The sequence below is a fragment of the uncultured Stenotrophomonas sp. genome (assembly GCF_945952405.1).
In the GTDB taxonomy this organism is placed as follows: Bacteria; Pseudomonadota; Gammaproteobacteria; order Xanthomonadales; family Xanthomonadaceae; genus Stenotrophomonas.
Genome location: NZ_CAMFIA010000001.1, coordinates 66350 through 81225, shown reverse-complemented (window position 1 = coordinate 81225; position 14876 = coordinate 66350). Strand labels below are relative to the sequence as shown.

At 68.1% G+C, this 14876-nt stretch carries 17 protein-coding genes; 7 read left to right on the top strand and 10 right to left on the bottom strand.

What is annotated here, in order from left to right:
• Nucleotides 1-2 precede the first annotated feature (2 nt).
• Both ruvX and Q0P60_RS00410 read right to left on the bottom strand, forming a co-directional pair.
• Nucleotides 3-497, bottom strand: a complete 495-nt coding sequence (gene ruvX / locus Q0P60_RS00415) for a Holliday junction resolvase RuvX (RefSeq protein ID WP_294987137.1) — start codon at nucleotides 495-497, stop codon at nucleotides 3-5.
• Nucleotides 490-1056 (bottom strand): YqgE/AlgH family protein, encoded by a 567-nt coding sequence (locus tag Q0P60_RS00410; RefSeq protein WP_164136984.1) that lies wholly within the window; start codon nucleotides 1054-1056, stop codon nucleotides 490-492. Before Q0P60_RS00410 ends, ruvX begins: the two co-directional genes overlap by 8 nt.
• Before the next feature lie 91 nt (nucleotides 1057-1147).
• Here Q0P60_RS00410 and Q0P60_RS00405 point away from each other — a divergent pair, with 91 nt between their 5' ends.
• Together Q0P60_RS00405 and Q0P60_RS00400 are read left to right on the top strand one after the other, a co-directional pair.
• Nucleotides 1148-2935: a DUF4153 domain-containing protein gene (locus tag Q0P60_RS00405; protein WP_294987133.1), complete on the top strand. Its 1788-nt coding sequence runs from the start codon at nucleotides 1148-1150 to the stop codon at nucleotides 2933-2935.
• Nucleotides 2932-3474, top strand: coding sequence for a DNA-3-methyladenine glycosylase I (locus Q0P60_RS00400; RefSeq protein ID WP_294987131.1), 543 nt, complete (start codon nucleotides 2932-2934; stop codon nucleotides 3472-3474). Before Q0P60_RS00405 ends, Q0P60_RS00400 begins: the two co-directional genes overlap by 4 nt.
• 33 nt (nucleotides 3475-3507) lie before the next feature.
• On the opposite strand, the gene Q0P60_RS00395 is transcribed toward Q0P60_RS00400, so the two are convergent.
• From Q0P60_RS00395 to Q0P60_RS00385, 3 genes are all read right to left on the bottom strand, one after another.
• Nucleotides 3508-4215, bottom strand: a complete 708-nt coding sequence (locus tag Q0P60_RS00395; RefSeq protein WP_294987129.1) for a YitT family protein — start codon at nucleotides 4213-4215, stop codon at nucleotides 3508-3510.
• Between the two features lie 93 nt (nucleotides 4216-4308).
• Complete coding sequence (locus Q0P60_RS00390; RefSeq protein ID WP_294987127.1) at nucleotides 4309-4758, bottom strand: GNAT family N-acetyltransferase; 450 nt, start codon at nucleotides 4756-4758, stop codon at nucleotides 4309-4311.
• A gap of 93 nt (nucleotides 4759-4851) precedes the next feature.
• Nucleotides 4852-5061, bottom strand: a complete 210-nt coding sequence (locus tag Q0P60_RS00385; protein WP_294987125.1) for a DUF4287 domain-containing protein — start codon at nucleotides 5059-5061, stop codon at nucleotides 4852-4854.
• A gap of 136 nt (nucleotides 5062-5197) precedes the next feature.
• Here Q0P60_RS00385 and Q0P60_RS00380 point away from each other — a divergent pair, with 136 nt between their 5' ends.
• Nucleotides 5198-6097, top strand: a complete 900-nt coding sequence (locus Q0P60_RS00380) for a LysR family transcriptional regulator (protein ID WP_294987123.1) — start codon at nucleotides 5198-5200, stop codon at nucleotides 6095-6097.
• Nucleotides 6098-6156: 59 nt separating this feature from the next.
• Here the strand turns inward: Q0P60_RS00380 and Q0P60_RS00375 are convergent, their stop codons facing one another.
• The 3 genes from Q0P60_RS00375 to Q0P60_RS00365 all read right to left on the bottom strand — a co-directional run bounded on the left by Q0P60_RS00375 (nucleotide 6157) and on the right by Q0P60_RS00365 (nucleotide 9570).
• Nucleotides 6157-7140, bottom strand: coding sequence for an aldo/keto reductase (locus tag Q0P60_RS00375; RefSeq protein ID WP_294987121.1), 984 nt, complete (start codon nucleotides 7138-7140; stop codon nucleotides 6157-6159).
• A gap of 150 nt (nucleotides 7141-7290) precedes the next feature.
• Entirely contained in the window at nucleotides 7291-8433 is a 1143-nt protein-coding gene (locus tag Q0P60_RS00370) for a PilT/PilU family type 4a pilus ATPase (RefSeq protein WP_294987119.1), read from the bottom strand.
• Nucleotides 8434-8532: 99 nt separating this feature from the next.
• Nucleotides 8533-9570 carry a type IV pilus twitching motility protein PilT gene (locus Q0P60_RS00365; protein WP_004147099.1) on the bottom strand — a complete coding sequence of 346 codons (1038 nt, stop codon included), beginning with the start codon at nucleotides 9568-9570 and terminating at the stop codon, nucleotides 8533-8535.
• A gap of 87 nt (nucleotides 9571-9657) precedes the next feature.
• On the opposite strand from Q0P60_RS00365, the gene Q0P60_RS00360 reads away from it, so the two are divergent.
• Complete coding sequence (locus Q0P60_RS00360) at nucleotides 9658-10335, top strand: YggS family pyridoxal phosphate-dependent enzyme (RefSeq protein WP_294987117.1); 678 nt, start codon at nucleotides 9658-9660, stop codon at nucleotides 10333-10335.
• Between the two features lie 17 nt (nucleotides 10336-10352).
• Nucleotides 10353-11174: a pyrroline-5-carboxylate reductase gene (gene proC, locus Q0P60_RS00355; RefSeq protein WP_294987115.1), complete on the top strand. Its 822-nt coding sequence runs from the start codon at nucleotides 10353-10355 to the stop codon at nucleotides 11172-11174.
• Nucleotides 11175-11295: 121 nt separating this feature from the next.
• Here the strand turns inward: proC and Q0P60_RS00350 are convergent, their stop codons facing one another.
• On the bottom strand, nucleotides 11296-12171 hold the full coding sequence (locus Q0P60_RS00350; protein WP_294987113.1) for a LysR family transcriptional regulator: 876 nt from the start codon (nucleotides 12169-12171) through the stop codon (nucleotides 11296-11298).
• 101 nt (nucleotides 12172-12272) lie between these two features.
• On the opposite strand from Q0P60_RS00350, the gene Q0P60_RS00345 reads away from it, so the two are divergent.
• The gene (locus tag Q0P60_RS00345) at nucleotides 12273-12875 is read left to right on the top strand and encodes a short chain dehydrogenase (RefSeq protein ID WP_294987111.1); all 603 of its coding nucleotides are present in this window, start codon (nucleotides 12273-12275) and stop codon (nucleotides 12873-12875) included.
• An 81-nt stretch (nucleotides 12876-12956) separates the two neighbouring features.
• Here the strand turns inward: Q0P60_RS00345 and soxR are convergent, their stop codons facing one another.
• Complete coding sequence (gene soxR, locus Q0P60_RS00340; RefSeq protein WP_099589411.1) at nucleotides 12957-13391, bottom strand: redox-sensitive transcriptional activator SoxR; 435 nt, start codon at nucleotides 13389-13391, stop codon at nucleotides 12957-12959.
• A gap of 29 nt (nucleotides 13392-13420) precedes the next feature.
• Between soxR and Q0P60_RS00335 the strand changes: the two genes are divergently transcribed.
• The gene (locus Q0P60_RS00335) at nucleotides 13421-14842 is read left to right on the top strand and encodes an MFS transporter (protein ID WP_294987107.1); all 1422 of its coding nucleotides are present in this window, start codon (nucleotides 13421-13423) and stop codon (nucleotides 14840-14842) included.
• The last annotated feature ends 34 nt before the right edge of the window (nucleotides 14843-14876 follow it).

Genomic DNA, 14876 nt, shown 5'->3' with positions numbered 1-14876 from the left:
AGTCAGGGAATGGGGGTGGCGTCGTCCGGTGACGACAGCCAGCGGTCGATGATCACCGCCGCGGCCACGGCATCGAGTGCGGCCGCATCACGACGGCGCTTGCGTCCTTCGGCGCGCTCGACGGCGAAGCGGCGGGCGGCCTCGACCGAGCTGGAACGCTCGTCGATCATCACCACCGGCAGCTTGAAGCGTTCCCGCAGCTGGCGGGCAAAGCCCTGCGCACGCTTGCGGTTGGGTTGGTCCTGGCCGTCCAGGGTCAGCGGATCGCCGACCACCAGGCCATCGGGCTTCCATTCCTTGAGCAGGCGTTCGATCGCAGCCCAGTCCGGGCCGTTGCCGTGCACATCGACCACGGCCACCGCGCGCGCATGCGCAGCGAAGGCACTGCCGATGGCCACGCCAATGCGCCGCGAGCCGACATCGAAACCGAGAACGGTGCCGTCACGGCGGATCGCCGGGGCAGGAGAAACCGGTGCGGGCGCCGCCGGCTCAGACATGGCCGCTGTAATCGGTCAGACGGAACAGGTCGACGCCGATGCGCGAGGCAGCCCCCTGCCAGCGCTGCTCCAGCGGCAGCTGGAACACCAGCTCGGCATCGGCCGGCACGGTCAGCCAGCTGTTCTCGGACAGTTCGCTTTCCAGCTGCCCTGCGCCCCACCCGGCACAGCCGAGGGTGACCACGGCGTTGGCCGGGCCTTCACCGCGTGCCATCGCTTCGAGAATGTCGCGCGAGGTGGTCAGGTACAGGCCTTCACCCACGGTCAGGCTGGAATCCCACGCCCGCGCATCGTCATGGATGACGAAGCCACGCTCGGGGTGCACCGGACCGCCATTGAGCACCATGCGCGCCTGCAGGTCGCCGTCACCGGTGCTGATGTCCATCTGCGCGAGCACTTCGCCCAGCGTGTATTCGGAAGGCTGGTTGACCAGCACGCCCATCGCCCCGTTCTCGTCGTGCTGACAGATCAGCGCGACGCTGCGGGCAAAGGTCGCGTCGAGCAGCGACGGCAGCGCGACGAGCAGGTGGTCGGCAAGGGAGGTCGGCGTTACAGGCATGGCCCCATTCTACCTGCTGGGGGCAGGATGGTCGCGCGATGGTGCCGAACGACGATCGGCTAGGATGGTGCTTTGCCATGGAAGGTCGCCGATGCCGTCTACATCGCCCCTGAGCCTGCCGGCACGCAGCGCCATCGTCCTGATCGCCCTGCTGCAGGGCCTGATGCTGTATGCCGCGCAGGAACTGTCCGATGCCTGGCCGTTCCGCGATATCGGCTGGCGCTACTGCTGGTACGCCTGGGTGCTGGCCATTCCCAGCGCGGTGGCGCTGAGCCTGGTCGAGCTGCGCCAGCGCCGCCTGTGGCTGCAGGCCGCGCTCGGATCCGCCGTAGTCCTGCTGCTGGCCGCCTGGATCGGCTGGAACCTCGAGGGTGAAACCGCGCTGGCGTCCGGCGCGTTGCAGTTCCCGCTGACCGTGGGCATCGCCGTGGCAGTGTTCGTGGCCCTGCCCTGGTGGCAGTTCCAGCTGCAGCACGGGCATTGGCGCGCCAGCTACCCGGCATTGTTCGAGCGCGCCTGGCAGAACGGACTGACGCTGGCCCTGGCCGCGCTGTTCACCGGCCTGACCTGGCTGCTGCTGTGGCTGTGGGCGGCCCTGTTCCAGCTGCTGGACGTCACCTTCTTCCGCGACCTGTTCCGCCAGGATGCGTTCATCGCCCTGGCCACCGGCAGCCTGGCCGGGTTCGGCGTGCTGATCGGGCGCACCCAGCATCGTGCGATCCAGATCACCCGCCAGGTGCTGTTCGCGATCTGCCGCGGGCTGCTGCCGCTGCTCTCGTTCATCGCGGTGCTGTTCGTGCTGAGCCTGCCGCTCACCGGGCTGGAGCCGTTGTGGAAGACCCGTTCCGCCGCCAGCCTGCTGCTGGTGCTGTCGCTGCTGCTGGTGTCGTTCACCAACGCGGTCTACCAGCAGGGTGATGACACCCCGCCCTACCCCGTGCTGCTGCGTCGGCTGGTTGAAGCGAGCCTGCTGGCGCTGCCGGTCTACGCCGGGCTGGCGCTGTATGCGCTGGGCCTGCGCGTGGCGCAGTACGGCTGGACCGTGGAACGCGTCTGGGCGGTGCTGATCGCGCTGGCCGTGGCCGGCTATGCCGTGGGCTACGCGCTGGCGGTACTGCGCCGGCAGGGCCGCTGGCTGCAGATGCTGGAGCCGGTCAACCGCGGGTTGTGCTGGGCCGTGCTGGCGCTGGCGCTGCTGGGCAACTCGCCGCTGCTGGACCCGGTGCGGCTGACCCTGTCGAGCCAGCTGGCGCGCCTGCGCGCCGATCCGGCCGCGATCACCCCCAGCGACGTCAACGTGCTGCGCTTCGACCTCGGTCGCCGCGGCGTGCAGGCGCTGCGCGTGCTGCAGGACGACCCGGCGATCCGCGCTGACGCCAACGCACCGCAGCAGATTGCTGACGCCCTGGCGCGGACCTCGCGCTGGGATGCCGCCACCCGCCTGGACAAGGGGCCGCAGGATGTCGCCGCCCTGCAGCGCGCGCTGAAGCTGGCCAAGGGATCCCGCTCACCGCCGGCCGACTGGTGGCAGGCGCTGGCAACCCGCACCATCAACGGCGAGTCCTGCGCCGAGAGCGAGCGGAACTGCCTGATCGTGCATCGCGACCTGGATGCAGACGGCAGTGCCGAAGTGCTGCTGTGCGAGCTGTACAGCCATCGTGGGCCGGACTGCGTGCTGTATGCGCGCGGCAGCGACACCCACTGGCACCGGGCCGGCTCGCTGTTCGGTGCCGCCAGCGGCCAGGCCGCGGCGATCAACCAGGCGCTGCGTGATGGCGAGATCACCCTCGTTGCGCCGCGCTGGCCGATGCTGTCCATCGGCGGTCGCCCTGCGCTGGCCATCGATCCCGAACCCGAATCCAACGAGCCTTCCCCATGAGCGGTTACTGCCTCATCGCCCCGGGCCATCCGGTGCACGACCACTACCACGCCAACGAGTACGGCTTCCCGCAGCGCGACGAGCGCGAGCTGTTCGAGCGGCTGGTGCTGGAGATCAACCAGGCCGGGCTGAGCTGGGAGACCATCCTGAAGAAGCGCGAGGGCTTCCGTGCCGCCTACGACGGCTTCGACGTGGACCGCGTGGCGGCCTACGCCGAGCAGGACATCGAACGGTTGCTGTCGGACGCGGGTATCATCCGCAACCGCCTGAAGGTGCTGGCGGCGATCCACAACGCACAGGTGATCCAGCAGCTGCGGGCCAGCCATGGCAGTTTCGCAGGCTGGCTGGATGCGCATCACCCGCGCAGCAAGGCCGACTGGGTGAAGCTGTTCAAGAAGACGTTCCGCTTCACCGGCGGCGAGATCACCGGTGAGTTCCTGATGAGCCTGGGCTACCTGCCGGGTGCGCATGCCGAAGACTGCCCGGTGCACGCGCGGCTGCTGAAGCTGTCGCCGCCGTGGCTGCGCGCCTCGCGGTAATGCCGGCCAGCGGCCGGCATTACCGTGGAAGGGTCACACGCCCATGTAGCGGCCCGGGCGGTGGTTGAACATCAGCACCAGGCTGAGCACCACCGCACCGATCGCCGAGTACAGCACCTTCGATGGCGACAACACGAAGAACGCGGCCACCATCAGGCAGGCGTCATAGGACATCTGCACCTTGCCCGCACTCCAGCCACGGGTGCGCTGCAGGTACACCGCCAGGATGCCGATGCCGCCCAGGCTGGCGCGGTGGCGGATGAAGAACAGGATGCCGAGGCCGGACAGCGCGCCACCGACGATCGCCGAGTACAGCGGATGGATGTGCGAGAAGTCGATCCAGCGCGGCAGCAGGTCGGTCAGCACGCCACTGGCGGTGACCGCGGCGAAGGTCTTGAGGGTGAATTCCCAGCCCATGCGGCGCAACGCCACCCAGTAGAACGGCAGGTTGACCAGCACGAACACCAGGCCGAAGTTCCAGCCCATCGAGTAGTGCAGCAGGAAGGCCATGCCGGCCATGCCACCGATCATCAAGCCGCCCTTGGCGAAGATGGCCAGGCCCAGCGAGGCCACCATCGTGGCCAGCACCATGCCCTGCACGTCCTCGGCGACCGAGTGGCGCAGTGCTTTTTCGTCGGCGGTGGTGCCGGCACTGTCCGGCGGCGGGGTCAACGGACCGGCGGTGACCAGGTGGCCGTCAGCGTCGTCGCACGGCGCGGGGCCATGGGAAGGGAGGGACATGCGGGTGGGGGAACAGCAGGTGGGGAGCGGTATTAGACACGATCTGCATGACAGTTGCAGATGAAATCGTTCAGCCACCCTTGCCCATTCAGGTTATTCCGGCGCGGCGACCGCCCGCACCGCCAGCATGTCCTCGCCGTCTTCATCCATTCCGGTTTCGACGAACCCGAAACTGCCGTAGAAGCCCCCGGCGACCGGATTGCGCGGGTCGTAGCAGATTTCGATCGCCGTCAGCCCCGGCGTTGCCTGGATCTGCGCCAGCGCCAGCTCCAGCGCGCGGCGCCCGATGCCCCGTCCCTGCCAGCGCTGATCGACCATGAAGCGCCAGATCGAGATGCGCTGCGGTGTCTCCGGCACCCACATGAAGAACCCGACCAGCTCGCCGTCGGCGCGGATGGCACGGGTCTGGTAGCCGGGATGGAACGCCGCCTGCACCAGCGACCAGGTGTTGCCCGCGACAAAATCCTGCTGCGCCTCGCTGACCTCGAGATCGCACACGGCTTCGTAGTTGTCGACGGTGATCGCTTCCAGCGTGACCTGCATGCGGGCGTCCTGCCTCGGGGGAGGCCCAGTGTGCCCGAGCCGGGCGGCGGTGTGGCGCGGCGCCACACCGCCGTTCAGCGCCGCGTTTCCCGTTCAGCCCTTGCCGGCCAGATGGTGGGCTACCAGTGCATTGGCGTGGCCGTGACCGAGCCCATGTTCGCTCTTCAGGAAGCTGACCAGCTCCATGTGCTTGCGCCCCTGCCTTGCTGCCAGCAGGCCGAACCAGTGCGCCACCGGTTGCCCGTAGGTCTTCTCGATGGAGGGGAAATACGAGGCCGGGCCCTTCGGCTTTTCAGTGCTCATGCGCCAGCTCCTTGCGTTGGATGTACCGGTACGACGAACCGGAGTGCCGGAAATCGACAGCCCCCTCGAGCGTGCCTTGGCCACCGTGCACGTGCGGCGCGGATCGGCAGCCGGCGGTGGGCCGTATGATCTACACATGCCCCGCGAAAACCTCAACGACCTGCAGGCCTTCGTCCACGTCGCCCGCGAGGGCAGCTTCACCCGCGCCGCGGCCCAGCTGGGTGTCTCGCAGTCGGCGCTCAGCCATGCCATGCGCGGCCTGGAGGAACGTCTGGGGGTGCGCCTGCTGACCCGCACCACCCGCAGCGTGTCCACCACCGAGGCCGGCGCCCGCCTGTTGCAGACCCTCGCTCCGCGCCTGGCCGACATCGAGGACGAGCTGGCCGCGCTGGCCGAGTACCGCGAACGCCCGGCCGGAACCATCCGCATCAACGCCACCGGCCATGCCGCCGAGTACCTGGCCTGGCCGCGCCTGGCGCCGCTGCTGCAGCGCTACCCGGAACTGAAGGTGGAACTGACCACCGACTATGGCCTGGCCGACATCGTTGCCGAGCGCTACGACATCGGCATCCGCCTTGGCGAACGGCTGGCGCGCGACATGATCGCGGTGCCGATCAGCCCACCGCTGCGCATGCGCGTGGTCGCGGCCCCCGGCTACTTCCGCCAGCACGTGATGCCACGGCATCCGCACGACCTGGCCCATCACAACTGCATCACCCTGCGCCTGCCTACGCATGGCGGGCTGATGCCGTGGGACTTCGGCCAGGACGGCAACGAACTGAGCGTGCGCGTGAGCGGGCAATGGACGTTCAACACCATGGGCATGACCCGTGCGGCCGCGCTGGCCGGCAGTGGACTGGCCTGGTTGCCGGAAGACCAGGTGCAGCCGATGCTGGACGATGGCCGCCTGCAGTCGGCGCTGGATGACTGGTGCCCGCACTTCGACGGCTACTACGCGTACTACCCGTCGCGCCGCCACGTCACCGTGGCGATGCGCACGGTGCTTGAGGCGCTGCGCGGGCCGATGCTGGGTTGAGTGGGGGGGTAATGAGTGCGGACCAACGGTCCGCACCCACCGGGGCCACCCCCATCCGGTCAGCCTTTGGCCTGCGCCGCGCGCTGCGCGTTGTAGCGCTCGCCGACGATCGACACTTCGTCCAGCGCCTGTGCGATGCGCTGCAGTTCATCAGCCGCCAGCTGCAGGTCGGCCGCGGCCAGATTCTCTTCCAGGCGATGAACCTTGGTGGTGCCCGGAATCGGCACGATCCACGGTGCCTGCGCCAGCAGCCACGCCAGTGCCACCTGTGCCGGCGTCGCGCCACGCGCTGCAGCAATCGTGCTGATGCGATCAACCAGTGCCTGGTTGGCGCGGCGTGCGTCCACTTCGAAACGTGGCACGGTGTTGCGGAAGTCGGTGGCGTCGAAGGTGGTCTCGGCGTTGATCGCACCGGTCAGGAAACCACGGCCAAGCGGACTGAACGGCACGAAGCCGATGCCCAGTTCCTGCAGGGTCGGCAGCAGCTCACGCTCCGGCTCACGCCACCACAGCGAGTACTCGCTCTGCACGGCGGTGACCGGCTGCACCGCATGCGCACGGCGCACGGTGGCGGCACTGGCCTCGGACAGGCCGAAGTGGCCGACCTTGCCCTCGGCGATCAGGTCACGCACGGTGCCGGCCACGTCCTCGATCGGTACGTTCGGATCGACACGGTGCTGGTAGAACAGGTCGATGTGATCGGTGCGCAGGCGCTTGAGGCTGGCTTCGGCCACAGCACGGATGTTCTCCGGGCGGCTGTCCAGGCCGGTATCGACGCGTGCATCCTTGAACCCGAACTTGGTGGCGATCACCAGCCTGTCGCGGTACGGCGCCAATGCCTTGCCGAGCAGATCTTCGTTGATATACGGCCCGTACACCTCGGCGGTGTCGAAGAAGGTCACGCCGCGCTCGACCGCTGCATGCAGCAGGGCGATGCCCTGGTCCTGCTCCACCGGCTGGCCGTAGCCGTGGCTCAGGCCCATGCATCCCAGGCCCAGGGCGGAAACCTTCAGGCCGCTGCGGCCCAGTTCACGTGTCTGCATCGTGGTGCTCCAGAGGGGGAGCACCGACGATACGCCTGCAACCGCCGCGGATTGAATGGCCGGCATCGCAGTTGGTCATGACTGGAATTCATCAATCCAGGCCTCCGCCCCGAACCGGAACGGCGGCCCCCGCCTCGACCACGGCAGCGATCAACGGATCTCGGAGATCTCCACGCCATCCAGCCCCTGCGACAGCGTGCGCGCATCGCCGCCCTGGCTGAGCTTGATGCGCAGGCGCACTTCGTTCTGCGAATCGGCGTAGCGCAGCGCGTCCTCGTAGCTGATCTCGCCCGCCTGGTACAGCTCGAACAGGCTCTGGTCGAAGGTCTTCATGCCCAGCTGGACCGAGTCCTTCATCACTTCCTTCAGCTTGTGGATCTCGCCGTCGCGGATGTAGTCCTGCACCAGCGGCGTGCCCAGCAGGATCTCCATCGCCACCTTGCGCGAGCGCCCATCGGGCGACGGCACCAGCTGCTGCGCGACCACCCCCTTGAGGTTCAGCGACAGGTCCATCAGCAGCTGGTTGCGGCGGTCTTCCGGGAAGAAATTGACGATGCGGTCCATCGCCTGGTTGGCGTTGTTGGCATGCAGGGTGCACAGCACCAGGTGGCCGGTTTCGGCGAACGCGATGGCGTGGTCCATGCCCTCGCGGGTACGCACCTCGCCGATCATGATCACGTCCGGCGCCTGGCGCAGGGTGTTCTTCAGCGCAGCCTCCCAGCTGTCGGTATCGATGCCGACTTCGCGCTGGGTGATGATGCAGCCCTCGTGCTTGTGCACGAATTCGATCGGGTCTTCGATGGTGATGATGTGGCCGGTCGAATTCTGGTTGCGGTAGCCGATCATCGCCGCCAGCGAGGTCGACTTGCCGGTACCGGTGGCACCGACGAACAGGATGATGCCGCGCTTGGTCATCGCCAGCGTCTTGATGATCGGCGGCAGGCTCAGCTCTTCCACGGTCGGAATGCGCGTCTCGATGCGACGCAGCACCATGCCGACCTGGTTGCGCTGGTAGAAGCAGCTGACACGGAAGCGGCCGACACCGGACAGGCCGATGGCGAAGTTGCACTCATGGGTCTTTTCGAATTCCTCGCGCTGCGCGGGGGTCATCACGTTGAGGACCAGGTCGCGGCTCTGCTGCGGGGTCAACGGCGTCTGCGTGATCGGCGAGATCTTGCCGTTCACTTTCATCGCCGGCGGCATGCCCGCGGTGATGAACAGGTCCGAGGCGCGCTGGTGCGCCATCAGCTTGAGGTAGGACGTGAAATCGATGGTGGTCGCGGTGGTGTTCACGGCGGGCTCCCAATGGGGCAGGTACCAGGAAACGGTCGGTGTGGGAAACAACACGGGAACGGCCGCGCCTTGGCGCGCGCCGTCCCGCCACTGCCCGCCTTACTCGAACAGGCGCTTGTCCTTGGCGTACTCGCGGGCCTGGTTGCGGGTGATCAGGCTGCGCTTGACCAGGTCCTGCAGGTGCTGGTCCAGGGTCATCATGCCGTACTGCTGGCCGGTCTGGATCGCCGAATACATCTGCGCCACCTTGTCCTCGCGGATCAGGTTGCGGATGGCCGGGGTGCCGACCATGATTTCCCACGCGGCGGTACGACCACCGCCGACCTTTTTCAGCAGCGCCTGCGAGATCACCGCACGCAGCGATTCGGACAGCATCGAGCGCACCATCGGCTTCTCGCCGGCCGGGAACACGTCGATGATTCGGTCGATGGTCTTGGCCGCCGAGCTGGTGTGCAGGGTGCCGAACACCAGGTGGCCGGTTTCCGCGGCGGTCAGCGCCAGGCGGATGGTTTCCAGGTCACGCAGTTCGCCGACCAGGATGATGTCCGGGTCCTCACGCAGTGCCGAGCGCAGCGCTTCGTTGAAGCCATGCGTATCGCGGTGCACTTCGCGCTGGTTGATCAGGCACTTCTGCGAGGTGTGCACGAATTCGATCGGATCCTCGACGGTGAGGATATGGCCGTATTCGTTCTTGTTGATGTAGTCGATCATCGCCGCCAGCGTGGTCGACTTGCCCGAGCCGGTCGGGCCGGTCACCAGGATCAGGCCCTGCGGCTGCTGGATCACCTCGCGGAACAGCGGCGGGCAGGCCAGGTCTTCCAGGGTCAGCACCTCGGACGGAATGGTACGGAACACCGCACCGGCGCCGCGGTTCTGGTTGAACGCATTGACACGGAAGCGCGCCAGCGACGGGATCTCGAACGAGAAGTCCACTTCGAGGAATTCCTCGTAGTCGCGGCGCTGCTTGTCGGACATGATGTCGTAGACCAGCGCATGGACCTGCTTGTGGTCCAGGGCTGGAATGTTGATCCGGCGAACATCGCCGTCCACACGGATCATCGGCGGCAGGCCTGCGGACAGGTGCAGGTCGGACGCTTTGTTCTTTACGGAAAACGCCAGCAGTTCGGCGATATCCATGAGCGGCTACTCCCCAATAACGGCTTCGACTGGAAGGATCTTTCCCCGGGCGGCAGTATAGCCTCCTGATTCAACGGAACGCGTTACGTGGCCACTCCCCTGCCCCAGATCCTGAGCAACCTGCATGCCGCCGCCGAGGCCGCTGGCAGGCCCGATCCACGCCTGCTGGCGGTCTCCAAGACCCAGCCGGCCGAGGCCGTGGCCACCCTCGCCGCACAGGGCCAGCACGCGTTCGGCGAGAACTACGTGCAGGAAGCACTGGCCAAGATGCAGGCGCTACAGCACCTGGACCTGGAATGGCACCTGATCGGCCACCTGCAGTCGAACAAGGCCGATGCCGTGGCCGCCCATTTCGACTGGGTGCAGAGCGTGGACCGGCTCAAGCTGGTGTCCGCGCTGGCACGCCATCGCCCGGCCACGCGTGGCCCGCTGAACCTGCTGATCCAGGTCAACATCGACGACGAATCCAGCAAGCACGGCTGCGCACCGGAGCAGGTGGAGGCGCTGGCCGCGGCGATCGCCGCCGAACCGACCCTGCGCCTGCGTGGCCTGATGGCGATTCCCGCGCCCTGGCCGGAGGCCGAGCGACGCCGCGACGCCTTCGTGCGCATGCGCACACTTTTCCAGTCGCTGGCGGCCCGCTACGCGCAGGTCGATACCCTGTCGATGGGCATGAGCAGCGACTACGCCGAAGCCATTGCCGAGGGTGCGACCCTGGTGCGCATCGGCACCGCCCTGTTCGGCGCCCGCCCGCGCCCGGCCTGACCCCCAAGGAGACCTCCATGTCCGTTGATTCCATCACTTTCATCGGCGGCGGCAACATGGCCCGCAGCCTGATTGCCGGCCTGATCCGCCAGGGCGTGCCTGCCGCGCATATCCACGTGGCCGAGCCTGTGGTCGAGCTGCGCCAGGCGCTGGCCGCTGATTTCGGCGTGCAGGTGCACGACAACGCCACCGACGCCGCCGCGCAGGGCAGCACCTGGCTGCTGGCGGTGAAGCCGCAGGTGCTGCGCGAGGTCTGCCAGTCGCTGCAGGCGCTGGCACAGGCACAGCGGCCACTGGTGGTGTCGATCGCCGCCGGCATCACCAGCGCGCAGCTGGAGCGCTGGCTGGGCGGCAACCTGCCGGTGGTGCGCGCGATGCCCAACACACCTGCCCTGCTGGGTGCCGGCGTCACCGGCCTGTACGCGACGCCCTCGGTGGACGCGCCGCAGCACGCACGGGCCGAACAGGTGCTGGCCAGCGCCGGGCGCACGGTGTGGATCGACAGCGAATCGCTGATGGACTCGGTCACCGCTGTGTCCGGCAGCGGCCCGGCCTATGTGTTCCTGCTCGCCGAAGCCATGGAGGCCGCTGGCATCGCTCAGGGCCTGCCGGCCGAGGCCGCACGTGCGCTGGTGGTGCAGACCCTGCTGGGCGCCTCGCGCATGCTCGATGAAGCCGGTGAGAGCCCGGCCGAACTGCGCCGCCGGGTGACCTCGCCGAACGGTACCACCCAGGCTGCGATCGAGAGCTTCCAGGCCGGTGGTTTCGAAGCGCTTGTGGACAAGGCGCTGCGGGCCGCGCAGGTGCGTGGGCAGCAGCTGTCTGCGGCGAATGATTGAAGCAGGGGTGCCGACCAACGGTCGGCACCCAACGTCATCCACGCGTGGCGTGGATCTACTGAGGAACAGCGTGCATTCCAGCGGCGATAGGCATCAGTAGATCCACGCCATGCGTGGATGCTCATTGCCCCAGCGTAGCCATGACGAAATCGACGAAGCACTGCAGCCGCGGGCGCGGCCTGCGGTCGGGCAGATAGATCAGATGCATCGGCCGGGGTTCGGGCAGATACTCGCGTAGCAACGGCTTCAAACGCCCCGCCGCGATCTCGCCCGCCAACAGCGCGGTCGGCTGCAGTACCAGCCCTGCCCCGGCCACCGCGGCCTCGCGCAGCGCAACGCCATCGTTGCAGGTCAGGCGCGCTTCCCAGTCCACCGGTTCGCCGTTGGCCAGTTGCCAGCCATGGCCGCCGCGCCAGGCCAGGTGGCTCAGGCAGTCATGCCCTGCCAGGTCCGCCGGGGTGCGTGGCGTGCCACGCCGGCGCAGGTACGAGGGCGCCGCGCACAGGCTCATCGCATACGGCGGCAGCGGCCGCGCCACCACCTCCTGCGATGGCAGCGGCCCGACCCGGATCGCCACGTCGAAGCCGTCCTCGATCAGGTCCACGCGGCGATTGCTCAGGTCCAGCTCGATGTTCAACTGCGGTTGCGCGCGCAGCAGCGCTGCCAGCTGCGGTGCCAGCACGCAGCTGCCCCAGGTGGTCGGCGCACTGACCCGCAACAGGCCGCGTGGCTGCACCTGCAGGCCGGCCACGTCAGCTTCGGCCTGCTGCACCTGCTCCAGCACCTGGCGGCATCCGGCCAGGTAGGCACTGCCGGCCTCGGTCAGGCGCTGGCGGCGGGTGTTCCGCTGCAGCAGTGCAGTGCCCAGATGGGCCTCCAGCTGCTGGATGTACTTGCCGACCATCACCGCAGAGACCTGCAGCTGCTCGGCGGCACCGGCGAAGCTGCCGCGCTCGGCAACGGCAACGAAGGCCTGCATGCAACGGAGGGTATCCATTACTAATCCAGAGTTTGGAATCTGCGAATCATACGCCGCTTACCAAACCTCCCTGTGACGGCGCAGACTGCCTCCATTCCCCCACCTCGCAAGGAACCGCCATGAAGATCCTCCTCGTCGGCGCCAGCGGTACACTCGGCCAGGCCGTCGCCCACCAGCTCGGCCAGCAGCACCAGATCCTCGCTGCCGGCCGCCACAGCGGCGAGCTGCGCGTAGACCTGACCGACGATGCCAGCGTCGCCGAACTGTTCGCGCGTACCGGCCCGGTTGATGCGGTGATCTCCACCGCCGGCAAGCTGTACTTCGGCCCGTTGCAGGAGATGACGCCTGAGCAGTTCAACATCGGCCTGCAGGACAAGCTGCTGGGTCAGGTGCGGCTGGCGCTGGCCGCGCAGCACCACCTCAACGCAGGAGGGTCGATCACCCTGACCAGCGGCATCGTCAGCGCGCAGCCGATCCGCGATGGCGCCAACGCCACCGCCGTGAACGCCGCGCTGGAGGGCTTCGTGCGTGCGGCCGCGCTGGAACTGTTGCCGCGCGGCCTGCGCATCAACGTGGTCAGCCCGAACGTGCTGATTGAATCAATGGCGGCCTATGGCCCCTACTTCCCCGGCTTCGAAGCGGTGAGCGCACAGCGCGCGGCACTGGCCTTCCAGCGCGCGGTCGAAGGCATCCAGAGCGGCGAGACCCTCACCGTCTGGTAAAGAAAAAGGGGACGGAGGGGATTAAGTCGTTTCTGGCACAACAGGGGCAATAGCGACTTAATCCCCTCCGTCCCCTTTTTGTCATTCCCAGCGCATCGGGCCGTCGCCGCGCTCGCCGAGGACGTCTTCGGGGTTGGCCAGCCGGCAGCGCTGCAGCGACAGGCAGCCACAGCCGATGCAGCCGGTCAGCTCGTCGCGCAACAGTTGCAGCATGTGGATGCGCTCCTCCAGCTCGGTGCGCCAGCGCGCGGACAGCTTGGCCCAGTCGGCCTTGGTCGGTGCGCGGCCCTCGGGCAGGCTCTCGAAGGCACGGCCCACCGCTTCCAGCGGCATGCCCACCCGCTGCGCCACCCGGATCACCGCCAGCCGGCGCAGCACGTCACGGCTGTAGCGGCGCTGGTTGCCCGAGGTGCGCAGGCTGCTGATCAGCCCCTTGCGCTCGTAGAAGTGCAGCGCGGAAACAGCCACGCCACTGCGCTGGGCCACCTCGCCAACACTCAGTTCCTGCGACACCATTGCTTGACCTCAACTACGGTTGAGGTGTCATGCTGCTATCTTCGCCGCCAATTGACAAGCGCGGCCCGCATCTGACCCATGTGACTCCCACTGCCACGCCCGCCGACGCCATCGCGCCGGCCGATACTTCGATCCTGTCCCCGCGCTACCGCGCCACCACCATCGGCATGGTGGCGCTGGTCGCGCTGCACGCATTCGAGGCGCTGGCGGTGGCGGCCGCCATGCCGACCGTCGCCGAGGCGCTGGATGGGCTGCGCCTGTATGCGCTGGCCTTCGGTGGCACCCTGGCCACCAGCGTGATCGGGATGACCCTGGCCGGGCGCTGGGCCGATCGCCAGGGGCCGGCGCGGCCGCTGTGGTACGGGCTGGCCTGCTTCGTGCTTGGACTGCTGCTGGCCGGCTTCGCAATGCGCATGGGCATGCTGGTGGCCGGGCGCCTGCTGCAGGGCCTGGGCGCGGGCGCAATCTCGGTCTCGCTGTATGTGATGGTCGGCCGCAGCTATCCCGAGCCGCTGCGGCCGAAGGTGTTCGCCGCGTTCTCGGCCGGCTGGGTGGTGCCGTCGATGATCGGCCCAGCGCTGAGCGGCCTGATCGTGCAGCACCTCGGCTGGCGCTGGGTGTTCCTGGCGGTGCCGCTGCTGGCGGTGCCCGCCGCGCTGCTGCTGCGTCCGGCGCTGGCACGCATGCAGTCTGCTGGCAGCGGCGATGGCGACGATGGGCGCGGCAACGTGGTGCGCTGGGCCAGCGGTGCATCACTGGCCGCACTGCTGCTGTACTTCGGCGGCCAGCAACAGGGCCTGCAGGCCCTGCTCTGCATCGGCGCGGCGATACTGGCACTGCTGTTCTGTGTTCACCGCCTGCTGCCGGCCGGCACGCTGATCCTGCGCCGCGGGCTGCCCAGCGTGATTGCGCTGCGCGGTGTCGCCGCCGCCGCGTTCTTTGCCTGCGAGGCCTACCTGCCACTGCTGCTGCAGCGCGAGCGCGGCCTCTCCCCCAGTTGGGCCGGTGCGGTGCTCAGCCTCGGCGCGCTGGGCTGGTTCTCCGGCTCGTGGCTGCAGGGTCACCAGCAGCGCGGCTGGTCGCGGCAGCAGCTGCTGCGGGTCGGTACGCCCCTGATGACGATCGGCATCACCGCCACGCTGGCGGTGCTGTTCAACGCCGTGCCGCTGCCGGTGGCCCTGGTGGGCTGGGCACTGACCGGGTTCGGCATGGGCATGATCTACGCGAGCCTGTCGGTGCTCACCCTGTCGCTGTCGGCAGCGCATGAGCAGGGGGCCAACACCTCGGCGCTGCAGCTGAGCGAGGCACTGTCGGTGACCACCGCGCTGGCGGTCTCCGGTGCGCTGTTCGCGCTGTTCGTGGAAACCGCGCCGCACACCGGCTATGTGCTGTGCCTGGCGATCACCCTCGGCCTGGCGGTGCTGGCGACGGTGATCGCACGACGGGTCTAGGCAGCTGCATTACGGGAGTGCCGGCCAGCGGCCG